The following is a 24,157-nucleotide window of genomic DNA, read 5'->3' as shown; positions in this document are numbered from 1 at the left end:
CGGAGGCTTGGGACATGAAAAAGCCCGGAAGGCGGTGCCTTCCGGGCTGGTAAGTCAGCGTGCCTTCGATGCGCTACTTCGTGAAGCGGCTGTAGTCGTAGCCGCCTTCGCCGCCGCGCTTTTTCTTGTTAGCGGGCTTGTTCTGCTTGTAGGAGCCGGCCTGCGCCTTGCGCTCCTTCTTGTGCAGGCGCGACTGGGCGTTCTTCGCGTTGCGGCGCGCGCGGTATTCCTCGTCGGAAAGCCACTCGCGGTTGTTGTCGCGGCCGCCGCGGAAGTCGCGGTTGCCGCCCTTGCCGCGCCCGTTGCCGCCGCGGTTGTCGCGGTCGTAGCGTCCGCCGCGATCGTTGCGCGAGCCGCGGCCCGGACGGTCGTCGCGACCCGGGCGCCCGCCGCGGAAGTCGCGGTCGTCGCGCTCATAGCGGGGCTTGCGGGCATCGCGGCGCTCGTCGGTGTTCGGACGGCGGCCTTCGCGCTCGGCACGCTCCGCGCGCTTCTCGCCCTGACGGCGTGCGCCGGCCGGCTTGCCGCCGCCGCGACGCGTGCCGCCCTTGCGCTCGCCGCGCTTGGGCTTCTCCAGGATGGACGGGTCGGTCTCGTAGCTTTCGATGGTGGTGAACGGGATGTCCTTGCCGATGAGCTTCTCGATTTCGCGCAGCGTCTTCACCGTTTCGCGCGTGACGAACGAGATGGCGAAGCCCTCTTCGCCGGCGCGGCCCGTGCGGCCGATGCGGTGCACGTAGTCCTCGGCCATGTCGGGCAGGTCGAAGTTGATGACGTAGTTCACGTCGGGCACGTCGATGCCGCGGGCCAGCACGTCGGTGGCAACGAGGATGTCGGTCTTGCCGCGGCGGAAGTTCTCCAGGGCGCGACGGCGGCGGCCCTGGGTCTTGTCGGAGTGGATGGACTCGGCGTGGAAACCGTCGGCCTCAAGCGCCTCGGCGCATTCCTCGGTGCGGTTCTTCGTGCGGGCGAACACGATGACGCGCTCGTGGCCTTTCTCGTTGAGCACGGCCTCAAGCAGCTCCTGCTTCTTGCGGTTGGCGATGGGCATGATGTATTGCGTGACGGTTGCGGCCGTTTCGCCGTTGCGAGCGATTTCCACGATGGCCGGGTCCTTCAGCAAATCGCCCAGGTTCTTCTGGATGGAGCTGTCGATGGTTGCGGAGAACAGCAGCGTTTGGCGGTCTTCGGGCGTGTGCTCGACGATTTTGGTGACGTCGGGCAAAAAGCCCATGTCAAGCATGCGGTCTGCCTCGTCAAGCACCAGCACGGACACCTCGGACAGGTCAACGACGCCGCGGTCCATCAGGTCGTTCAAGCGGCCAGGCGTGGCAATGAGCACGTCGGTGCCGCCGCGCAGCTCGCGAATCTGCGGGCCGTAGGGCGTGCCGCCGTACACGGTGGTCACGAAGTGGCCCGTTTTGCGGGAAATCTGCATGCACGTGCGGGAAATCTGCTGCGCAAGCTCGCGCGTGGGGCTGACGACGCACACGCGCGGCGCGCGGCCGCGGCCCTTGACGCGGGGCAGCGTGGACAGCGTGGGCAGCAGGAAAGCCGCCGTCTTGCCCGTGCCGGTGGAAGCGGCGGCGATAACGTCGCGGCCTTCCAGAATGTAGGGGATGGACTGCTCCTGAACAGGCGTGGGAGCGTCGTAGCCCATGCGCTCGACGGCGGCAAGCGCCGCCTCGGACAGGCCGAGTTCTGCAAATGCGGTCATGTGAATCCGTTTCTCTTCGCGGTTGAGAGCGCACACCATTAGCGACGCCCGAACGGACGACGGCAGCCAAGCGCTTTGCAACCTGTACCAATGAATCGCACCCGCCCCAGGCGGCGTGCTTGCGCTTGACGCGAGCCGCTTTCCGTATGTCTTCTGCGGTGCGTTTATGTGAGCGCGCGAAAAGAAACAAGAAAGAATTTCGTGAGAAGCAACCTGTTTATTATGCAGACGATTTCATAAAAGTGAAGCGGATATCCCGCAAAACCGCGCGAATGTGCATGAATCTCCACGGCATTTGGGGCTTCGCGGCAATTTTGGCCCCGAGCAAATGCGGCATACTATAATAGTACGGCTAATGTCCAACACTATGAGAGGTTCCTCGCATGACTTTGCTCGAACTGCTTCAGCTGATGCGCAAGCATCTGAAGCTTATGATCATCTTGCCTGTCGTGTGCGCCCTTGTGGCCGCCGCGGTTTCGTACGCCATGCTGCCGAACACGTATACGGCGTCCACGAGCATGTACGTGCTGGCGAAGCAGACTGCGAACAACAACGACAGCGGGGTTAACTATTCCAACCTCAACGCAAGCCAGATGCTGGCAAACGATGTGTCCACCCTGCTTAAGAGCGACCGCATCGCAAGCGATACCGCCAAAGACCTGCACCTCGATTCGCTGAAGGGCTATTCCACGAAGGTCACCAGCGAAACCACGTCGCGCGTCATCACGCTTGAGGTTACGGGTGCTGATCCTAATACCGCAGCTACCATCTCCAACGAGATGGCAAGCAACGTGTCGAAGGTGGCGCAGGAAGTCATGGACGTGCAGTCCGTCAACGTTATTGACGAGGCGACTGCTCCTACGGCGCCTTCCGGACCGAACCGTCCTATGTATGTAGCCGTGGCAATTTTTGCCGGCCTGTTCATCGCCATTGCCATTGTGGTGGTGTCCGACATGCTGAATACGAAGGTGCGCAACGCCGACGAAATCGAGGAACTGCTGGGCCTGCCCGTCATCGGCCGCATGCCTGCTGTCAAGGGAGGTAAATAAGCCATGGCTCGCAAACCCAAGCGCGGCGACGATTTGGAGATGCAGAACGCCGCTAAAACCCTGATGGCGAACATCCGCTTTATGAGCGTCGATAACCCCATTCGTTCGCTGGTGTTCACCAGCTCCATCCCCAACGAGGGCAAATCCACCGTTGCGTGCAACGTGGGTCGTGCCATTGCCACGTCGGGCATGCGTGTGTGCCTGGTCGAGTCCGACATGCGTAACCGCACGCTGGCCAATATGCTGGGCGTTCGCTCTTCAGGCGGCCTATACGCCGTGCTGTCCGAAACCATGCCGCTGCAGCAGGCCATTGTGCCGGCGGGTGTTGACAACATGTTCCTGCTTGATGCCGAGCCGCATATTCCGAATCCGGCCGACATCCTGGCTTCGAAGCGTTTCGCTTTGCTGGTCGACAAGCTTGAGCAGATGTTCGATTACGTGATTTTCGATACGCCGCCGGTGGGCATGTTCGTTGACGCTGCCGTGGTTTCCACCATCGCGGATGCTTCGGTTTTGGTGGTGCGCGAGAACTTCACGAAGCGTCAGACCGTTTTGCAGGCGTATGACCAGCTGCAGAAGGCGGGCGGCCATGTTGTGGGCGTTGCCATGAACTGCTGCAACGTCGAGAAATCCGACTATTACTATGCGTACTACAACCAGCAGGGCAAGCGCGAAAAGGGAGCGGAATCCGTGCCGCAGGTTGATGCACGCCAGTTCGCTCCCGAGCAGGCTCGCAAGAGCGGGAAGCACGGCAGCCACGGTGGCGCTGCGAACCCCGCGAACTACGGCCGCATGAGCAACAACGGAGTACGCAGGTAAAAAGGTAGGGCGACGTGCTGGATTTGCATTGCCATATTCTTCCTGGAGTTGACGATGGGTCAAGCTGCCTTGGCGAAAGCATTCGCATGCTGCATGCTGCCAATAAAGTAGGCATCACGGAGATTGTCTGCACGCCGCATTGCCGCGACCCGTACTTCGATTTCGAAGGCATGTGGGACGCATTCGACCAGTTGAGGCGTCGTTCGCCTATTCCTTTGCGCATGGGGTTCGAGGTGAACATTCGCAAACTGCGCGAGCTGGGTATGGATTGGGCGCCGCAGCTGTGCTTCCAGGATTCCAGCGTGCTGCTGCTTGAGCTTTCCACGCATGCCACCAAGCGCGACTTCGAGGACTACGAACGTGAAATCTACGAGCTGCAGGGTATGGGGCTCGACGTAATCATCGCCCATCCCGAGCGCTACAACGCCATTCAGGAGGATATCTCCATTGCACGGCGCTTGGTGGATTGCGGCTGCTTGCTGCAGGCGTCGTCGGACTTCATTAAAGGCGGGCGCTTGGGCAAGGAGCGCAAGCCGGCGCTGAAGTTGTTCGAGGCCGGCCTGTACACCTACATTGCCAGCGATGCCCACTGCGTCGAGCATTATGAGGCATACGCGGAGGCCGTGCAGAAATTCGGGCCGAAGCTTCGACCGATGTAGAAACGCTTTATCATGAAAAGCCCGCCTTTCGAAAGGCGGGCTTTTGCATATGGTCGCGTGAGGTCGGGCGGCCTTGCACGCATGGAAAACGAGTTCCCCTTATGTGGGCTGAAAGTTGGCCGCCGCGGGTCGTGCAGCTACCTCTGGCGTTCTTGCGGTGAATATGGTTATATAGGCGCTAACAAGCGAAGCGGGCGTGCCTGACTGGGCGCGCCCGCTTTTCGCGCTAAGCAGGCGAAATGAGGGCGCGTGCTTGGCGTGACATATGGTGGCGAAGCGCCCTGCGCGCAGCGGCTGGCGTCGGGCGAAAGGCTCGGGGCGCGGCGGCGCGGGAGCGCGCTTGGCGGGTGGGCGCGGCGTGGGCGAACGCGCTGGCGTGCGCCGGCCTTGTTCGCGTGCGCTGAAACGAGGTGCAAGATGGAAACGTTGCTGCAAAACCTGTTCGCTGATACGCCCGTGCTGACGGTGCCGTGGAGCATCGACTACTTCAGCGTTATCGCCGGCGTGTTGACCGGCGCGCTGTTCGCGTGCGACCGCAAGCTCGACATCATCGGCACGGTGGTGTGCGGGCTCATCACGGGCTACGGCGGCGGCGTGCTGCGCGACACGCTGATGCAGGGCACGGGCGTGTACTTCACGTCGCACCCCGACCTCATCGTCATCTGCATCTTGCTGTGCGCGTTCGTGTTCTACTTCCGCGGCGTGTTTCGCCACTTAGAGGCTACGGTGTTTTTTGCCGATGCGCTGTCGGTGGGCCTGTTCGCGCTGGCGGGCGCGTCGAAGGCCGTGGCGTTTCAGCAGGGCATGGTGCTCAGCATCATCATGGGCGCCATCACCGCGGTGGGCGGCGGAGCCATCCGCGACATTTGCGTAGGGGAGATTCCCAGCGTATTCAAGCGCAGCAACTATTATGCCGTGGCCGGTTTGGGCGGCGCTACGGCGTACGTGGTGCTGGCGCGCTTCGGCTGCCCGCTTGCGCTGGCGGGCGTGGCCTGCGTGTTCGCCGTGGTGTTTTTGCGCTACTGGAGCGTGTACTTCGATTGGCGCACCACGGCCGAGGCCGATTTGACGCCGCGCGTTGCGCGCGGGCTGTGCCGCGCGGGCGGTGTGGTTGCGGGCGTGTTCTTGCACGGTGGCGACGACGAACGCCGCCGTCGCGACCGTGCAGCGCAGGCTGGCGGGATGAAGCCCGCTGGCGGTGGGGGAGATGACGCGTACGATGAAGGCGGCGAGGCGTCTGGACAGCACGCGGAAGACGAAAGCTGGCCTCAGAATTTACGGTAGCGGCTTGCCCGGCGCTTGGCACCCGTGGGGGTCTTGTTGCGTTTGGTCGCAGCCGCGGCGCGCAGCCGCTTGGCCTGCTACAATGCATCTACTACTGACGAAAAACGAAAGGGCCTTTTCATGGCTGATTACATCGAGGGCAAGCGCCCCGTTATCGAGGCGTTCCGCACCGGCGTGCCCATGCGTCGCATCCTTATGGGCGACTACATGAAGCGCGACCCCATGATCGAGGACATCATGCGCAAGGCGAAGCGCAATGGCGTGAAGGTCATCCAGGTTCCGCGTGCGGAGCTTGACGAGAAGTCGGCGCGCGGCAGCCATCAGGGCGTCATGGCCGAGGCCGCCCCGTTCAACTACGCGGGCATCGGCAAGGTCATCGACGACGCGAACAAGTACGCCGAAGAGCACGACGGCCGCGCGCTGGTGGTGTTGTGCGACCATCTAACCGACGCGGGCAACTTGGGCGCCATTAGCCGCAGCTGCGAAGCGGTGGGCGCATCGGGCCTGGTCATCCCCAACAAGCGCAGCGCGCGCGTTGAGGCGTCCACGTACAAAAGCTCGGCGGGCGCCATCACGCACGTGCCCGTGGCGCAGGTTTCCAACATCGTGCAGGCCATCCAGCGCCTGCAGGAAGAGGGCTTCTGGGTGTGCGCCGCAACCGAACACACCGACGACGTGGTGTGGGACGCCAACCTGAAGGGCAAAATCGCCATCGTGCTGGGCAACGAGCACGACGGCGTGTCCCGCCTGGTGCTCGAGCGCTGCGACTTCTTCGCGAAGCTGCCGCTTGAGGGCGAGGTGGCCAGCCTGAACGTCGCCCAGGCGGCAACGGCCGTCATGTACGAGTGGCTGCGTCAGAACAGGTAGGATTTGGCGAAAGTGCCAAGCGGGCTGAGAGCTCGGCGGGCGCGATGAGCGAACGCCCGCATACGGCTGGGTGCGCCTTCGCGGTTGCCTTTGTGCGATTCGGTTGACGGAGTCTTGGCGGGGCCCATGCGGCCTTGGCGCTGCGCGGGCCGTTCAACGGGCTCAGCAGTTTTAGCAAGTAATGAATGCGAAAGGAGGGATGTGCGATGGCGAAGCAACGCAAACGCCTGTTGCTGGTGGACGGCTACAACGTGCTGCGCTCGGGCAGTCGGTATCAGGAAGCGTTCGCGCATCCCGACTATACCGACGATGCGTTCAACACGGCGCGCGAGCGGCTGATCAACGACGTCATCAACTATGCGGGCCGCGATTACAAGGCCGTCATCGTGTTCGACGGCGCCGACAACGAGTTCTCCACCGGCGAAGTGGAAACTATCGGCGGCGTGCGCATTATGTTCAGCCCCGCCGGCACGTCGGCCGACAAGGTCATCGAGAAGCTGGCGCACGACGCGCGCGTGCGCAATGTGGAAACTCTGGTGGTCACGTCCGATGCCACCATCCAGGACACCGTGTTCGGCTTCGGCATCGACCGCATGTCGGCGAACGGGTTCTCGCGCGAGGTGGGTATGTACTACGAGGACGTGCACCTTGACGAGACGCCAAAAGTGGCGCTGAAACGCACGCTCGGTGACCGGATTAAACCGGACGTGCTCGAAAAACTGAAAGCCATGCGCGACGGCAAAGCATAAAGCGAAGCGGCCGGAAGGATCTCCTTCCGGCCGCTTCGCTACTCCTGCGTGCTGTCGAGGTGCTCCTTGGCCAGGTAGATGGGACGGCGCTTGTTCTCAATGTAGTCGCGTCCCAGGTATTCGCCAATGACGCCCAGCACGGCAAGCTGCAGGCCGCCGAACAGCAGAATCAGGCAGGCAAGCGTGGGGTAGCCGGGAACGTTCGTGCCATACAGTACGTATTCGCCCAGCACGGCAAGCAAGTAGACCACGGCGGCGACGGCGCACAGCGAGCCGATCCAGATGGCAACCTTCAGCGGCCACGTGGTGAACCCGAAGATGCCGGTGGCGGCATAGCGGAACAGCTTCCTGAACGACCACTTGCTTTTGCCGGCGGCGCGCTGCTCGGCTTCGTAGGGCACCTCAAGCGTGTTGAAACCGATCCATGCGAACAGCCCCTTGCTGAAGCGCTCGCGCTCGGGCAGCGCAAGCAGCGCATCGCGCACGCTGCGGCGGAACACGCGGAAGTCGCTGACGTTGGCGGGGATGGCAATGTCGTCGGCCATGCCGTTGAACGTTCGGTAGAACGCGCGCTTGAACAGCTTCAGCACGAAGCCTTCCTTGCGCTGAACTTGGCACGCGGCAACGCAATCGACGTCAGGGCTTTCCATGAGCAGGCGGTACATGCGCAGCGCATCGGCGGGCGTTTGCTGCATGTCGGCGTCGATAAGGCAGATGGCGCCTCCGCGCGCGGCCTGCATGCCGGCGTACAGCGCCGATTCCTTGCCGAAGTTGCGCGAGAACGTGACAGCTTGCACGGCGTGGCGGCCACGTGCCGTTTCGACGACGCGGCGCAAAAGCTGCGCGGAGCCGTCTTGGCTGCCGTCGTTGACGAACACGATCTCAAGCTTCACACCGGCGTTCTCGAAGCATTCCGTGGCCGTTTTGTAGAACAGCGGGATGTTGTCCGCCTCGTTGTAGCAGGGAACCACCAGCGTCAGGTCGTATGTTGCCTGAGCGCCCGGTGCTGTTTGCTGCGTGTTCTGCGCGTCCGTGCTCACTTGAGTTGCCTTTCCTTGTAGGTAGCGTGCTGCCTGGCTTTAACTGCCGGTGTAAATCGGTTTATTCCCTGTTCGCGAAGCGTGCGCAGCGGTTCAGCTACGAAGCTGCCGCGAACTGGCTGCTCCGTTTGCTGCACCGCTTGCGCGCACGTGCTGTCTTACGACGGTGCGGTGCGGTTCGCCGCATCCGCTTCTCGGGTTACTGTTTCGAGCTAGGTTTAGCTTTGTCTTGCCCCCCATGCTACGCTTGCGCACCGCCGCGCGCCATACGCCGAACAGCGTAACGGATGCAATGCTCACAATCGCGCCCGGCACCAGCCCCGGCGTCAGGTAGCGCAGCTCGATGGTGTTCTCGCCTGCGGGCACCCGCACGCCCATCAGTCCCTCGTAGGCAGGTTCAAGCTCGGCGGGCTGACCGTTGACCGTGACGCTCCAACCGTTCTCGTAGGGCTGGCTGATCACCAGCGTCTCGTCCTGCGCGGCGTTAAACGTGGCGGCGATGTGCCCGTTTTCGTACGCGGTCAGCGCGAAGTTGCCGGCAGCCTTGATGCACGATAGCTGCTCGGAAAGCGAGCCGACGTCAACGCTGACCACCTGCAGCAAGTCGCTAGCGTCAACGTCCCAGAAATCGTGCTGCGTATCCGCCGGCGTGCCGTCTTTGTGCTTGATCTCGAATGAATCGTCGCCAAGCGGCACGATCGAAACCTGCATCGGCTGCCCGGCGTGTCCTTCGCCAAGCGTCACCTCGTTGAACGACCCGCGTCTGCCAACGGTTTGCACGAACCGCCCATCGACGTACACGTCGCACATGATGCCGTTGTCGTAGAACAAGTCGAGCAGGCACAGCGTGGGCGCGTACAGCATCACCGGCCCGTCGATTGCCGGCGTGATGGTAAACGTGCGGCAGGTGCCGTCGCTGTCGTTCTCGCTGACGGAGGGGGCGGCGAACACGTCGGTGGCGTTATCGGCAGCCGCGTTGAGCAGGGCGTTTTGGTTCGCGAATGGCTGCCCTTGTTCCCATTCGACGCTTGTTTGCCCGGTGGTGCCCCAGCCAAGCGGCAGCGCCAAGTCGTTACGGTAAAGGTTGTAGGCGCCGCGCAACGTCTCGGTTCCCGCAAGCGTTGCGGCAGCGGGTGCGCTATCGTCGACGATGTGCGTGACGCCCAGCAGCGCATCGGCCACGATGTTTTGGCTGCGGTAGTACGTGCCCACGGGCGAGTATTTCGTGTAGCCAAGCGCGGCCAGCAGCTCCTGGATGCGCGATTCCTGCGTGGACGAATAGTGATCGAACGTGCTGTAGGCCAGCAGCAGCGCCATGTTGTCGGGGCCGTATGCCTTCGTGGAGCCCCAGTACGGCGCGGCGTTCGCCACGCGAGTGAACTCGATGCCGCCGTTTTCGCCGGGCGCGTCCTGCGCCGGAAGCTGCTGGTAGAACGCGCGCATGTTCGCAACATCGCCGGCATAGCCGCTTACTGGGTAGCAACAGGGCGTCAGCTGCAGGTAAGAAGCGTACACTTGCTCGCCGACAAGCAGGATAGCAAGCGCGGCGCACGCAACGGCCGATGCGATGCGGTGCGACGTGGCGGGACCTGCCGCGCTGGCGAGGTTCGCGCCGGGCGTTTTGCTGTCGGCAATGCGGGGCGCGAAGCCCTCTCGCGTGTCCGTTTGCGCAGCCGCCGCCATGGGCTTCGCCACGCTTTGCGCTGCTGTGCTTTGCTTGCCGCCGCCGCTTGCTTTGCGGGAAGCTGCATCGGTTGCGCGACTGCCGTGCGCTTTTGTTGCCGTCGCGCCCGCATGCGCGATTGCCGCTGCAAGCACGGTGAACCCGGCAAGGAGCGCAATCTCAAGCATGGCCAGCTTGAAGCTTGGGAGCCACGTTCCTTTCGCCAGTCGCGTTGCCGCGATGGACGCGGCGAACACGGCGGTCATAGCACCGCCGCCCCATGCGATGGCGCGCACGCGCCGTTCGCGGTCAAGGTCGCCCAGCCGACACATGCCCTCGGCGGCCAGCAGCACCAGCACCAGCAAAATAGCGAATCCGTTGCGGTTCGTGTACGAGCTTTCCACCACGAACCCGCTCCACACCGTGGTCCAGACGGGGAATATCAGCGAGCTGGCCATAACGGCGAACAGGATGCCGCTTGCCAGCTTCGCGCGCTTGCTAACCGCGCCGTTCGCGAAAAACACGCCAAGCCCCACCAGCGCGAACGCGGATATGACGATGGCGGGCGTGTTGCCGTGCGGATTCACGCCGGGCAAGGTACCGATGCAGAACAGGTTGGGCACGGCCAGCGGGTTGTGCGATAGTCCCAGCGACTCGACCAGCGACGAGAGGCCCACCAGCCCGCCGCCTTTGCCGCCCAAAAGCGACAGCGCGGTGGGCAGCAGCACCACAAGGCTTGCGCCCACGACAAGCAGCATGGTGGCGGCGAAGCGCACGCACGTGGCAAGCCGGCGCTCGCGCAGCTGCTCGGCCCGCGCAAGCTCGCAGAAGAAGTACAGCACGCTAAACAGGCATACCATGTAGCCCGTGTACCAGTTGAACAGCACGGCTGCGGTGCAGGACGCGAACAGCCCCGCGCAGCTTCGGCGCTGCACCAGGCGATAGGCGCCCAGCGCTGCAAGCGGCAGCATGATGACGCCGTCAAGCCACATGATGTTGCTGGCGTATCCCAGCACGTAGCCCGACAGCGCGTACGTGCTTGCCAGCGCAACCAGCAACCCGTGCTGCCACCACGGCGCCGCAACCGTGGCGCGCCGCGCGCCGCGCAGGTTGGCCGCTGCGGGGGCCAGGAAACGTCCGCGCAGCAAGGTCAGGCACGTCAGGGCGCAGGCGGGGATTTTCAGCAGATACAGCACGCTGAAGAATTTCGGCATGTCCTCGGGCTGCCAAAAGGCGGCCAGCAGGTTGAACGGGCTTGCCAGATAGTACGAGAACAGGCTGAACATGCCGCCGCCAAGCCCGGCGGCGTTGCTGTACAGCAGGTCGGCATCGCCGCGCAGCACGTCGGAGAACCATCCGAAGTAGTCGACGTATTGCAGCGGCATGTCGTACAGCATCACCGAAACGTCGCCGAACGGATAGATGCCCGAAGCGGCGAACGCGGCCAGCACTACGGCGAAGGGGACAAGAAACGCCAGCGCATACGGCGCGACGGTTTTCGCGAAGAGGTGCTCGCGGTCGGCGTCGGATGAAACGGTGATTGGCAATTGCATGATGATAAGTAGCCCTTTCGGTATGCTCCGCGAAAAGGGGAGCAGCATTCGATACTACTGGTGCTGCCGCTTCAGCACAACTTTGTACGCCCGCGCGCGCAAACAAACTAAAGCATCAACACAAGGAAAAGCGTCAACGCAAGCGGTATCGCGGCAGCAACGTTGCTATTGAAATGTTGCTGTCCCCTCGTCTTCGATTCAGAAAATCTCATTATTGGCCAGTGTTCGCCAAAAATTCGAGAAGCTGAAGGTTTCGCGGCCATATTTTGCCGAAGCTGAATTGCCTTAGTTTCTGATGTCGTCCAGTACGTCATCTCGACCATCAAAAAGGTAACGAAAGGAGGATTTCCGGTAGTGAACGCATAGAAGAATGAGCATGGTGGCGATCGCTCCACATTGCCAAATTCAGGTTCTCGTTTTTTTGGCAAACAGTGGCCACAATTTTGAGAAGTTGAAGAAGCCGGAAGACCCGAGGCGACGTCGCCTAGAAAAGCGACGAGAACGTGCGGCGGGGTAGGGATGGGGCAGCGGCAAGGGCGCGCGTATGCGATCGCGGGCGAGGATTGGTGCGATAAGGGCGGCCCCAATGTTGCCTTCACGCTGCCCGCTGCGCGCTTGGGGCCTTTGTGCGTTTGTATTGCCGTCCGGGCGTGGTAGAATGCCTTTCGGTTGCGTGGGTTGCAACTGCGTTTCCCCAGGTAGATGGGCAAAACAACAAAAAACTTCCACAGTTCGTAAAAATTTTCCTTGACGGGCTTGACCTTTCGACGTATTCTAGCAAATTGCAACTTTTTCGCAGTTTTGCGGATGCACCTGAAGGAGGAAAAGCCTCGTGGCCCAAGACAAAAATGCTGGTCAGACAGTACTTTATCGCAATCGCCGCTCGTTTGCGAAGATTCCTGACGTCATGGACGTGCCCAACCTCATCGCCATTCAAACGGATAGTTTCAAATGGTTCATGAACGAGGGCCTCGATCAAGCGTTCCAGGACATCGCCCCGATCGAGAACAACACCAAGGACATGTGTGTCGAATTCGGCGACCACAAGTTCGGCGAACCCAAGTACACCGTCGACGAGTGCAAGGAAAAGGACGTCAGCTATCAGGCGCCCCTGTTCGTTGAAATCCGTTTCATCAACCGTGAAACGGGCGAGATCAAGGAGCAGGAGGTGTTCATGGGCGATTTCCCGCTCATGACCAACCGCGGCACCTTTATCATCAACGGCACCGAGCGCGTCGTCGTGTCCCAGCTCGTTCGCTCCCCGGGCGTGTACTTCGGCTCCGAGCGCGACAAGACCTCCGACAAGACGCTGTACAACGCAAAGGTCATCCCCAGCCGCGGTGCATGGCTGGAGTTCGAAACCGACAAGCGCGACATCCTGTCCGTGCGCATCGACCGCAAGCGCAAGCAGCCTGCAACGCTGCTGGTGCGCGCGCTTGGCCTGGCCGAAACCCGCGAGGAGATCATCGAGCTGCTCGGTAACGACGAGATGGTGCTGCGCACGCTCGACCGCGACCCCGCCACAACGAAGGAAGAGTCGCTCATCGAGCTGTACAAGCGCTTCCGTCCCGGCGAGCCGCCTACCATCGACTCCGCGCGCACGCTGCTTGAGGGCCTGTTCTTCAACCCGCAGCGCTACGACCTGGCGAAGGTTGGCCGCTACAAGATCAACAAGAAACTCGGCTTCGATCAGGAGGAGTCCACGTGCTCCACGCTGACCGAAGAGGACATCACGAAGACCATGCAGTACATCATCGGCCTGCATGCGAACGCTGATGGCGTGAAGGTCGACGACATCGACCACTTCGGCAACCGCCGCATCCGCACGGTCGGCGAGCTGATCCAGAACCAGTTCCGCATCGGCCTGTCGCGCATGGAGCGCGTCGTGCGCGAGCGCATGAGCATGCAGGAGCCCGACGAGATCACGCCGCAGTCGCTCGTGAACATCCGCCCCATCGTGGCGGCCATCAAGGAGTTCTTCGGCTCCTCGCAGCTGTCCCAGTTCATGGACCAGGCCAACCTTGCTGCAGGCATCACGCACAAGCGTCGTCTGTCCGCACTCGGCCCGGGCGGCCTGTCCCGCGAGCGCGCCGGCTTCGAAGTTCGCGACGTTCACAATTCCCACTACGGCCGCATGTGCCCCATCGAGACGCCTGAAGGCCCGAACATCGGCCTTATCGGTTCGCTGGCAACGTTCGGTCGCATCAACCCCTACGGTTTCATCGAGACGCCGTACCGCCGCGTTGTCGACGGCAAGGTAACCGACGACATCGACTACCTGACGGCCGACGAGGAAGAAAACCACACCATCGCCCAGGCAAACGAGAAGTTCAACCTGGAAACGCGCGAGTTCGGCACCACCGACAAGGACGGCAACTTCGTGCCGGCCACGCGCGTGCTGTGCCGTACGAAGGACGCCGACGGCGTGTTCGGCGAGCCTGGCGAGGTGCTGCCCGAGCAGGTCGACTACATGGACGTTTCCCCGCGTCAGATGACGTCGGTGGCTACGTCGCTCATTCCGTTCTTGGAGCACGACGACGCAAACCGCGCCCTCATGGGTTCGAACATGCAGCGTCAGGCCGTGCCGCTGCTCAAGCCGCACGCGCCGCTTGTCGGCACCGGCATGGAGCACCGCATCGCCGTTGACTCCGGTGAAATCCTCATCGCGCAGAACCCCGGCGTGGTCGACTACGTTGACGGCCAGACCATCATCGTGCTGAACAACGACGGCGAGTACGACGAGTACCTCGTGCCGAAGTTCCAGCGCTCGAACCAGTCCGGCTGCATGAACCATCGCCCCATCGTCCGCAAGGGCGACGAGGTGGCCGCTGGCGACGTGCTGGCCGACGGCCCGTCGTGCGACGGCGGCGAGCTGGCACTGGGCCAGAACCTCATGGTCGCCTACATGCCGTGGGAAGGCTACAACTACGAGGACGCCATCATCGTGTCCGAGCGCGTGGTGTCCGAGGACCTGCTGACGTCCATCCACATCAGCGAGTACGAACTTGATGCGCGCGACACGAAGCTGGGCCCCGAGGAGATCACCCGCGAGATCCCGAACATCTCCGACGACATGATCGGCGACCTGGACGCCGACGGCGTCATCCGCGTGGGCGCCGAGGTGTTCCCCGGCGACGTGCTGGTGGGCAAGGTCACGCCGAAGGGCGAAACCGAGCTGACCGCTGAAGAGCGCCTGCTGCGCGCCATCTTCGGCGAGAAGGCCCGCGAGGTGCGCGACACGTCCCTGAAGGTGCCGCACGGCTCCGGTGGCCGTGTCATCGACATCCACCGCTTCAGCCGCGCCGCCGGCGACGAGCTGGCGCCGGGCGTCAACGAGCTCGTGCGCATCTACGTGGCTCAGAAGCGTAAGGTCCAGCAGGGCGACAAGCTGTCAGGCCGCCATGGTAACAAGGGCGTTATCTCCCGCGTGCTGCCGGTCGAGGACATGCCGTACCTGGCTGACGGCACCCCCATCGACGTCATGTTGAACCCGCTGGGCGTTCCGTCTCGTATGAACGTCGGTCAGCTGCTTGAGAACCACCTTGGCTGGGCGGCGAAGTGGGGCTGGAACGACGACCCGAACTCCGACGAGCCTGTCGAGGGCCCGCAGTTCGTGGCCACGCCGGTATTCGACGGCGCCACCGAGGAGGAAATCTCCGACGCCATCGAGGCCGCTAACCGCAACCTCATCAACTGGAACCACAAGAAGTACGGCGACCTGGCGCGCGACGAGTTCGTGCCGCAGCTGTCCCGCACGGGCAAGACGTGGCTGTTCGACGGCCGCACCGGCGAGAAGTTCCGCGAGCCCATCACCGTCGGCCAGACGTACATCCTGAAACTCGGCCACATGGTCGACGACAAGATTCACGCCCGCTCCACCGGCCCTTACAGCCTGATCACGCAGCAGCCGCTCGGCGGCAAGGCGCAGTTCGGCGGCCAGCGCTTCGGCGAGATGGAAGTGTGGGCCCTGTATGCGTATGGCGCGTCCAACGTGCTGCAGGAGATCCTGACCGTGAAGTCCGACGACACGTCGGGCCGCGTGAAGTCCTACGAGGCCATCGTGAAGGGCGAGAACACGCCCGCTCCCGAGGTGCCCGAGAGCTTCAAGGTTTTGGTGAAGGAAATGAAGTCGCTGTGCCTCAACGTCGAGCTTGAGGGCCACGACCACCAGACCATTGACGTGACGCACGACCCCGATCTGGACGACGTGAAGAAAGACAACGCTGACCAGGCTCTGTTCAACGCCATCGCTGAAGATGCGCGCAAGACGGAGGCCGATGATGCCAGCGCTTTGGATAGCATCGCTGCCGAACTGGGAGAATTGATGGCTGACACGAAGCAAGACGACAACAACGACCTGATCGGCAAGGAGGACGAGCGATAAATGACGACGGAATTCGACGTTAACAATTTCGACGCCCTGCGCATTTCCCTGGCTTCCGCCGAGGACATCCGCAGCTGGTCGCGCGGCGAGGTTAAAAAGCCCGAGACCATCAACTACCGCACGCTCAAGCCGGAAAAGGACGGCCTGTTCTGCGAAAAGATCTTCGGCCCCACGAAGGACTGGGAGTGCGCGTGCGGCAAGTACAAGCGCGTCCGCTTCAAGGGCATCGTGTGCGAGCGCTGCGGCGTCGAGGTGACGCGCAGCAAGGTTCGCCGCGAGCGCATGGGCCACATCGAGCTGGCGGCCCCCGTCAGCCATATTTGGTACTTCAAGGGCTCCCCGAGCCGCTTGGGCTACCTGCTTGACATCCCGCCGAAGGAGCTGGAGAAGGTTCTGTACTTCGCAAGCTCCATCATCACGTCCGTGGACAAGGAAGCCCGCGACGAGGACGTCGAGGACCTGCGCGACGAGCTGGCTGCCGACCTCGAGGAGCTCGACGCCGAGCGCGACCGCCTCATCGAGCAGACGCGCAAGCTGTCCGTGGACTACGTGCCCGAGGACGACGACTTCGTCGACGACATCGATGAGGACGAGCGCCTCACGCCCGAAGATGTCGAAGAGGAAATCGCCGACATCTATGAAGAGTTCAACGAGCGCAAGGCGCTGCGTCAGGACGCGTTCGACCTGTTCCTGAAGATCGAGCCGAAGCAGCTGGTGCCCGACGAGTCGCTGTACCGCGAGATGCGCGCTAACTACCGCGACTACTTCACGGGCGGCATGGGCGCCGAGTCCGTGCGCGACCTGCTTGACGCCATGGACCTTGAGGCCACGGCCGAAGAGCTGCGCGACGTCATCGCCAACGGCAAGGGCCAGAAGCGCGCGAAGGCCATCAAGCGCCTGAAGGTCGTCGACGCGTTCCTGAAGTCCACGAACAAGCCGTCCGACATGATCCTGGACGTTGTGCCGGTCATCCCGCCCGATCTGCGCCCCATGGTGCAGCTCGACGGCGGCCGTTTCGCCACGTCCGACCTGAACGACCTGTATCGTCGCGTCATCAACCGCAATAACCGCCTGAAGCGCCTGCTTGACCTCGGTGCCCCCGAGATCATCGTGAACAACGAGAAGCGCATGCTGCAGGAAGCTGTGGACAGCCTGTTCGACAACGGCCGTCGTGGCCGTCCGGTCACGGGCCCTGGAAACCGTCCGCTCAAGTCGCTGTCCGACATGCTCAAGGGCAAGCAGGGCCGCTTCCGTCAGAACCTGCTGGGTAAGCGCGTCGACTACTCCGGCCGTTCGGTAATCGTCGTCGGCCCGACGCTGAAGCTGCACCAGTGCGGCCTGCCGCAGCAGATGGCGCTGGAGCTGTTCAAGCCCTTCGTCATGAAGCGCCTGGTGGAGCTCGAGTACGCTGCCAACATCAAGGCCGCCAAGCGCGCCGTCGATCGTTGTGCTAGCTACGTGTGGGACGTGCTGGAAGAGGTCATCGTGGACCATCCGGTCCTGCTGAACCGCGCACCAACCCTGCACCGTCTGGGCATCCAGGCCTTCGAGCCCGTGCTTGTTGAAGGCAAGGCCATCAAGCTGCATCCGCTGGCCTGCACCGCTTTCAACGCCGACTTCGACGGTGACCAGATGGCCGTGCACGTGCCGCTGGGCGCCGAGGCTCAGGCCGAGGCCCGCGTGCTTATGCTGTCCGCGAACAACATCAAATCCCCGGCTCATGGCCGCCCGCTGACCGTGCCTACGCAGGACATGATCATCGGCTCCTACTACCTGACGGCAGCCCGCGACGGCTTCCCGGGCGAGGGCCGCGTGTTCATCGACTTCGCCGATGCTCGCAACGCTTACGACGCTCGCGCCGACGTTGACCTGCAGGCCAAGATTCAGGTGCGCCTGACGAAGGACACGAAGGTGGCTTCCGCGTTCGGCAAGTTCGAGGACTGTAAGGCTGGCCAGCGCATCCAGACCACCATCGGCCGCATCATCTTCAACGACTCGTTCCCCGAGGACTACCCCTTCTTGAACTACCAGATGAACAAGAAGGAGATCGGTCGTCTGGTCGAGGACGTCACGAACCGCTACGAGCTGGCCGACGTGCCGGCTATCCTGGACGGTTTGAAGGCCACGGGTTACCACTACGCAACCCGCGCCGGCATCACCGTGTCCGTCTACGACGCCACCGTGCCGCCGAGCAAGGCCGACATCCTGGCTGCCGCCGACGAGAAGGTTGCCGCCATCGACGAGGACTACGAGATGGGCCTCATGAGCCCTGAAGAGCGCCACAAGCAGGTTGTTGACATCTGGACGGATGCCAACGAGGAGGTCGGCGAGGCCATGGCTGCGAACTTCGACCTGTTCAACCCCATCTTCATGATGGCCGACTCCGGTGCTCGAGGCAACATCAAGCAGATTCGTCAGCTTGCCGGCATGCGCGGACTTATGGCCGACACGAAGGGCGGCACCATCGACATTCCCGTTAAGTCGAACTTCCGCGAGGGCCTGTCGGTGTTGGAGTACTTCGTTTCCACGCACGGCACTCGAAAGGGTATGGCTGACACCGCTCTGCGTACCGCCGACTCGGGTTATCTGACCCGTCGTCTGGTGGACGTTGCGCAGGACGTTATCGTGCACGAGATCGACTGCGGCACGAATATCGGCGTTCCGTACCCGCTGCACAATGAAAAGGGCGAGCTGGACGAGAATCTCATCGGCCGCTGCCTGCTTGAGGACGTCAAGGCTGCCGACGGCTCGGTGGTCATGGAGGGCGACAACTACATCACCTCTCTCGATCAGCTGGCCGCTATGGAAGCTGCAGGCGTCGAGGAAGTCACCATCCGCACGGTCATGACGTGCCATGCCGAGCACGGTGTGTGCCAGAAGTGCTACGGTTGGGACTTGGCCACGGGCCGTCCGGTCAACATCGGCACGGCGGTCGGCATCATCGCCGCCCAGTCCATTGGCGAGCCCGGCACGCAGCTGACCATGCGTACGTTCCACGCCGGCGGCGTTGCAGGCGAGGACATCACGCACGGCCTGCCGCGTGTTCAGGAGCTGTTCGAGGCCCGCAAGCCGAAGGGCCAGGCAGTGCTGGCGGAGATTTCCGGCACGCTGCAGATTAGCGCGGACAAGAACTCCAAGACGCTGACCATCCACGACCAGGAAGGCAACTTCCGCGAGTACGTGGTGTCCGCTCGCGCCACCATGCTCCCGGGCGTGGAGGACGGTTGCCAGGTTCGCGTGGGCCAGCAGCTCACGAAGGGCTCCATCAACCCGCACGACCTGCTGCGCCTGACCGACCCGAACACCACGCTGCGCTACATCGTGGCCCAGGTCCAGGACGTGTACGTGTCCCAGGGCGTGGACATCAACGACAAGCACATCGAGGTTATCGCGCGCCAGATGCTGCGCAAGGTGGCCGTGCTTGACGCCGGCGATTCCGACTTCCTGCCGGGCCGCCAGGTCAACCGCTTCGAGTTCGAGAACGTTGCCAACGAGCTTATCGCCGAGGGCAAGAACCCGCCGGTGGGCCAGCCGCTGCTTCTGGGCATCACGAAGGCCTCGCTGGCCACGGATTCGTTCCTGTCCGCCGCATCGTTCCAAGAGACCACGAAGGTGCTCACCGACGCCGCCATCGAGGGCAAGGTCGACCACCTGGTGGGTCTGAAGGAGAACGTCATCATCGGCAAGCCGATTCCGGCCGGCACGGGTCTGAAGCGCTATCGCGACGTGGGCCTTACCTACAAGGGCAAGCCGACGGCGCCGGTCACCGGCGACACGCTGCCGGATTACGCTCCGGACGACCTGCGCAAGATTGAGGACCTGCTGCCGCAGCCGCAGGATTGGTCGCTCGACGGCGAGGGCTATCTCAACATGGGCGGCAACTATGGCAGCTACTACAGCGGCCTGTCGCTGGGTCACCGCGGCCCGCAGCTGTCCGACGAGGACGCGCGCCTGTACATCTACGATGACCTGGGCGTGTCGCAGCGCTGGGCCAACAAGTTCAGCGAGGCCGGCATCGAGACGGTTGCCGACCTGGTCGGCCACACCGAGGACGACCTGCTGCGCATCGAGGGCATTGGTGCGAAGGCCATCGAGGAGCTGAAGGAAGGCCTTGAGCAGCACGGCCTGCTGCATGTGATCGAGGACGACCTGAGCGCGTCTTCCGATGACATGAGCCAGCTGCTTGACATGGTGTTCAGCCCGGACGACACCATCCTCATCGGTGGCGATCAGCCGGCCACGTTCAACACGGAGGGCGAGGACATGCTGGGCGAGGCGCTGCCGCCGCGCAGCTACCACCGCAACCTCGAGGAGCTCGACGAGCTTCTGGGCTCTTCCGCCTTGGGTTTCGGTCTGACCAGCCGTGAGCACGAGGAGAACTCCAACGCCGCGCAGGAAAACGGCGACGAATAGCAACTGCTAGCGAAGGGGCGCGCCGCGGCGCGCCCCTTTCTCGTTGAGGAAGCGGGACAAGGGGACAGTCCCTTTGTCCCACTTTTCGTTACCGAATGGTTACGGGGAAAGTGCAGGCTGCAGGCGGTGGCCCGGCGCTGCTCGGCGGCCGTTGGCGCGGAGCTGGATTGCGCTTGAGATGCCGGTTTCGCAGGTCGGCGCTGCAGGGTTGTGCGTAAACTCGCTTTCGCGTTTTCGCCTGCATTCCGCAACTGCCCGTACATACTTGCTTGGACGTTATCGCTAATGGAAAGAGGATTCATGTCCGAGAAAACTTACATTCCCGCTGGCGAGCAGGGTCAGGCGCCTGCTTCGCAGATTGGCGCCACGCTTGAGGCACTTGCCGGCACCATCCATGCGCGCCGCAACGCGGGCGATGAAAGCTATACGCACCGTCTGCTGACGGGCAATGCTGATTCCCCGCTAAAGAAAGTGGTTGAGGAATCGAACGAGGTTGCGCTGGCCGCGAAGGACGTCGAGGCCGCTCGCGCGCTGCTGGCGGGTGTTTCCGGTCACGAGGGCTCGCATCCGGGCATGGTCGAGGCGTTAGCGAAGCAGGCAGACGCCGCTTGCGACCATCTGCGCTACGAGGCCGCCGATGTGGTGTACCATCTTCTCGTTGTGCTTGAGCGCTACGGCATCGATATCGATGAGTTTGCCGCAGAGCTGAACAACCGCATGACCGACGAGGAGCGCCCTGCCGGCGCTGTTCGCCTACATGAAGAGCACGTGAAGCGCGGCAAGTAGCGCTTCGTTTTCGCAAACGTTTCAACAGCTATCGAAAAGGGGAAAGATATGGCACGTCTTTTCGGCACTGACGGGGTTCGCGGCGTCGCGAACAAGGAATTGACTTGCCAGATGGCCTTCCAGCTCGGCCAGGCCGCGGTGGCCTTCAAGGGCCGCACCATCCTTATCGGCAAGGACACGCGCCTGTCCGGCGACATGCTGGAGTCGGCCGTTGCCGCCGGCGTCATGTCCATGGGCGGCACGGCGCTTCTGGCGGGCATCATCCCGACGCCGGCCATCGCGCTTCTGACGCGCGAGCTGCACTGCGACGGCGGCATCGTCATCTCCGCGTCGCACAACCCGCCGGAGTACAACGGCATCAAGATCTTCGACGGCCAGGGCTTCAAGCTGCCCGACGCCGTGGAGGACGAGATCGAGGCGTTCATGGCCCGCGGCGGCGCGGCGGCCGACGAGCTACCGAACGGCGACGAGGTGGGCGTGGCCGTGCCCGTGGACAACGCCTGCGAGCTGTACATCCAGCACGCCGTTGACACCGTGGCCAAGCAGGGCATCGACTTCGCGGGCCTGAAGGTGGCGCTCGACGTGGGACACGGCGCGTCGTGCATGACCAGCCCCGAGGCGCTGCGTCGCCTGGGCGCCGAAGTCACCGTCATCAATGAGGACTTCTGCGGCACCGACATCAACGTGCAGTGCGGCTCCACGCACCTGGAGCCCCTGCGCGCGCTGGTGGCCGAGTGCGGAGCCGACGTGGGCATCGCGCACGACGGCGACGCCGACCGCGTCATGCTCATGGACGCAGACGGCAACGAGATCGACGGCGACATGGTGGAGGCCGTGTGCGCCATCGACCTGAAGCAGCGCGGCCTGCTTGCGGGCGACACCGCCGTGTCCACCGTCATGGCGAACCTGGGCCTGACGCACGCGCTGCGCGACGCGGGCATCAACCTCATCCAGACGAAGGTGGGCGACCGCTACGTGCTGGAGGCCATGCGCGAGGGCGGCTACGTCATCGGCGGCGAGCAGTCGGGCCACACCATCTTCCTGGAGCACAACTCCACGGGCGATGGCTTGGTCACGGCGCTGCAGTTCCTGGCCGCGTGCAAGCGCGCCGGCAAGACGGCCGGCAAGGCGGCGCGCGTCATGACGCGCTTCCCGCAGACGCTCATCAACGTGCGCGTGAAGGACAAGCACGCCGCCGACGGCAACGCGGCCATCGCCGACGCCGTGGCGGCCGCCGAGCAGGCGCTCGGCGAGGACGGCCGCGTGCTTCTGCGCCCCTCCGGCACCGAGCCGGTGGTGCGCGTGATGGTGGAGGCGCTCGACGCCGCCGCCGCCGAGCAGCACGCCAAGGCCATTGCCGAAGTGGTGGAGCGCGAGATTTAACGCTTCGATTTCAACGAAACGTTGAAATCGGGCGCGATTTTCGGTGAAACGATTGAAGCCGCTGCAGGTGTGATTCCTGCAGCGGCTTTTTGCATGATAGGGCGGGGGACGGACCGAGCGGGTGGTCGAATGCCCTGTGTGAAGTTGACCGCCATCAAACAGACAGAGGTCGGTGTAAACCGGTAACCGAACGATAGGGGGAGGGGCGAGCACCTGCTGCTGAGGGCAAAAGAAATGGGCCGCGCTTGCGTTGCCGTAGAGGCTTGCGAGCGCGGCCCGATGGCTACGGTTACTCCAGCGAAAGCGGCTTGGTGGGGCTTTCGGAATCTGCGGGCGTTGCAGCGTGCGCCGGCTTTGCGGCATGCGCCGGAGCCTTTGCGTGAGCAGGCGTTTCGTCGGCTATGCCCGTAACCTCGGCAAGCCATGCGGCATCAAGCGGTCGCGCCGTCTCGGCTTCGGGCGCGGCGTGCGCGCCAGCGTGGGCCGCCGCGCTTTCGCGCACAACCTTGCGGCGCCAGTACATCCAGAAGCCCAGCGCACCTGCGGCCGCTGCCGCAAGCGCGGCAAGTAAACCGCTTACGACGGGGTTCGCCTGGCGCGCAGGCAAGCCCGGTTCGGGCACGGAAACGCGGAAGTCGTCGAGCGTGGGGGTGTTTGCCGTGTGCTTGGCCGCAGGCATCAGCACGTTGTCAAGCGTGACGCCCTTCTTGGCTTCCTCAACGGGCTTGTCGTATTCCGTCAGGTCGTACGCGTCGATATAAGCCTTCAGCGTGCGGGAATACGAGGTGCTGGTCGCATACCGTCCCTGCAGGTAGTCGCAGGCATCCTCGTAGCTTTGCGTGTTCGACTTCTTTACGGGGTTGTACAGGCTGTTGTTCGTCAGCAGCCCCACGTAGTCCTCAAGCGATTCCAGCATGGTGGGGTATTTGCGGAACTCGGCGACGATGGTTTCCAGATGGCCTTCACCGTCGTCCTCCTGCGTTTTCATGCGCACGCTTTTGCCGTCGTAGCTGCCCTTGATGCCGAACAGGTTGTTGTACGGTTCGCACGAAAGCCCCGACGAACCGGACGCCGACTCCACCACGGCCTGCGCGATCATAACCGATGCGTACAGGTCGTTTTCCTGGCACAGCTTGCGAGCTTCCTCGCCGATTTGGCTGATGAACTGCTCGGTGGTCAGGTTGCGCGAGACGTAGACCAGCTCGTCCTCGTCAAGGGTGGCGCTTTCCTGCACCATGTCCTTGGGGGCGTCCTCGACGTCTTCGGCGGGTTTATCCGTAGAGGAGCCGTTGCCGGTGCTTGCGGACGGGGTGCTGGGCGCGGTGGACTCGGCCGGGGTTTCGGAGGGCTTCGCGGGCGTGACGGGATCGGGCTTTGCCTCGGGTTTTGCCTCGGGCTCGGAGGAGGCGCTCGAATCTGCGATGGCCTTCTGCGTTTGCTTGACCAGTTTCGCCAGGTCGGCGTCTATGGTTGCAAGCGCGTCGGCGTCGATGGCGAGGAAGTCCGCTGCAGCCACGGTTTCGCCGGATAGGTACGCCTTGAGCGGCTTCAGGCCGACGAGCTCGGCAGCCTTTGCCTTGTCGAGGATGGCCTGGTTTTCCGCGTCGGTTGCGGTCCAGTCGCCGGTGTTGGCGACGCTTTCGATGGGCGTTGCCTGTGCCGCGTACGCAACGCCTGCCAAGGCTTTGCCCTGCGTAAGCGTGAGACCTCCCATGGCGGGGGCCGTTGCCATGGATGTTGCCAGCACCGCGGCAAGCGCGGCGTTCGTGAAAATGGTGCCCTGCTTCATTA

General features: G+C 63.2%; 14 protein-coding genes. 10 read left to right on the top strand and 4 right to left on the bottom strand.

The annotated features are described in order from the left end of the window. Positions 1 to 73: 73 nt before the first annotated feature. Complete coding sequence (locus ACWI6D_RS03505; RefSeq protein ID WP_129424632.1) at positions 74 to 1,717, bottom strand: DEAD/DEAH box helicase; 1,644 nt, start codon at positions 1,715 to 1,717, stop codon at positions 74 to 76. Positions 1,718 to 2,100: 383 nt separating this feature from the next. Here ACWI6D_RS03505 and ACWI6D_RS03500 point away from each other — a divergent pair, with 383 nt between their 5' ends. From ACWI6D_RS03500 to ACWI6D_RS03475, 6 genes are all read left to right on the top strand, one after another. Next, positions 2,101 to 2,766, top strand: a complete 666-nt coding sequence (locus ACWI6D_RS03500; RefSeq protein WP_449133680.1) for a YveK family protein — start codon at positions 2,101 to 2,103, stop codon at positions 2,764 to 2,766. Positions 2,767 to 2,769: 3 nt separating this feature from the next. Beyond that, positions 2,770 to 3,585: a CpsD/CapB family tyrosine-protein kinase gene (locus ACWI6D_RS03495; RefSeq protein WP_449133679.1), complete on the top strand. Its 816-nt coding sequence runs from the start codon at positions 2,770 to 2,772 to the stop codon at positions 3,583 to 3,585. Between the two features lie 14 nt (positions 3,586 to 3,599). Continuing rightward, positions 3,600 to 4,244, top strand: coding sequence for a CpsB/CapC family capsule biosynthesis tyrosine phosphatase (locus tag ACWI6D_RS03490; protein WP_449133678.1), 645 nt, complete (start codon positions 3,600 to 3,602; stop codon positions 4,242 to 4,244). Positions 4,245 to 4,661: 417 nt separating this feature from the next. Next, complete coding sequence (locus ACWI6D_RS03485; protein WP_417750937.1) at positions 4,662 to 5,528, top strand: trimeric intracellular cation channel family protein; 867 nt, start codon at positions 4,662 to 4,664, stop codon at positions 5,526 to 5,528. A gap of 120 nt (positions 5,529 to 5,648) precedes the next feature. After that, positions 5,649 to 6,395, top strand: a complete 747-nt coding sequence (gene rlmB / locus ACWI6D_RS03480; protein WP_129424642.1) for a 23S rRNA (guanosine(2251)-2'-O)-methyltransferase RlmB — start codon at positions 5,649 to 5,651, stop codon at positions 6,393 to 6,395. A gap of 206 nt (positions 6,396 to 6,601) precedes the next feature. Further along, a complete protein-coding gene (locus tag ACWI6D_RS03475; protein ID WP_129424644.1) occupies positions 6,602 to 7,144 on the top strand; it encodes an NYN domain-containing protein in 543 nt (180 codons plus the stop codon). A gap of 38 nt (positions 7,145 to 7,182) precedes the next feature. Here the strand turns inward: ACWI6D_RS03475 and ACWI6D_RS03470 are convergent, their stop codons facing one another. Then, entirely contained in the window at positions 7,183 to 8,184 is a 1,002-nt protein-coding gene (locus tag ACWI6D_RS03470; protein WP_302717206.1) for a glycosyltransferase family 2 protein, read from the bottom strand. Positions 8,185 to 8,277: 93 nt separating this feature from the next. Next, complete coding sequence (locus ACWI6D_RS03465) at positions 8,278 to 11,400, bottom strand: YfhO family protein (protein ID WP_449133677.1); 3,123 nt, start codon at positions 11,398 to 11,400, stop codon at positions 8,278 to 8,280. A gap of 832 nt (positions 11,401 to 12,232) precedes the next feature. Here ACWI6D_RS03465 and rpoB point away from each other — a divergent pair. The 4 genes from rpoB (at position 12,233) to glmM (ending at position 22,366) form a co-directional block, all read left to right on the top strand. Next, entirely contained in the window at positions 12,233 to 15,784 is a 3,552-nt protein-coding gene (rpoB, locus tag ACWI6D_RS03460; RefSeq protein ID WP_288284778.1) for a DNA-directed RNA polymerase subunit beta, read from the top strand. Then, the gene (locus ACWI6D_RS03455) at positions 15,785 to 20,197 is read left to right on the top strand and encodes a DNA-directed RNA polymerase subunit beta' (protein ID WP_449133676.1); all 4,413 of its coding nucleotides are present in this window, start codon (positions 15,785 to 15,787) and stop codon (positions 20,195 to 20,197) included. A 300-nt stretch (positions 20,198 to 20,497) separates the two neighbouring features. Beyond that, positions 20,498 to 20,983: a phosphoribosyl-ATP pyrophosphatase gene (locus ACWI6D_RS03450; RefSeq protein ID WP_449133675.1), complete on the top strand. Its 486-nt coding sequence runs from the start codon at positions 20,498 to 20,500 to the stop codon at positions 20,981 to 20,983. 48 nt (positions 20,984 to 21,031) lie between these two features. Continuing rightward, positions 21,032 to 22,366 carry a phosphoglucosamine mutase gene (gene glmM, locus ACWI6D_RS03445; protein WP_449133674.1) on the top strand — a complete coding sequence of 445 codons (1,335 nt, stop codon included), beginning with the start codon at positions 21,032 to 21,034 and terminating at the stop codon, positions 22,364 to 22,366. A 289-nt stretch (positions 22,367 to 22,655) separates the two neighbouring features. On the opposite strand, the gene ACWI6D_RS03440 is transcribed toward glmM, so the two are convergent. Further along, the gene (locus tag ACWI6D_RS03440; RefSeq protein WP_449133673.1) at positions 22,656 to 24,155 is read right to left on the bottom strand and encodes a glucosaminidase domain-containing protein; all 1,500 of its coding nucleotides are present in this window, start codon (positions 24,153 to 24,155) and stop codon (positions 22,656 to 22,658) included. Between the last annotated feature and the right edge of the window lie 2 nt (positions 24,156 to 24,157).

It is taken from the genome of Senegalimassilia sp. (assembly GCF_977052095.1).
This window is presented reverse-complemented; position numbering and strand designations above follow the sequence as displayed.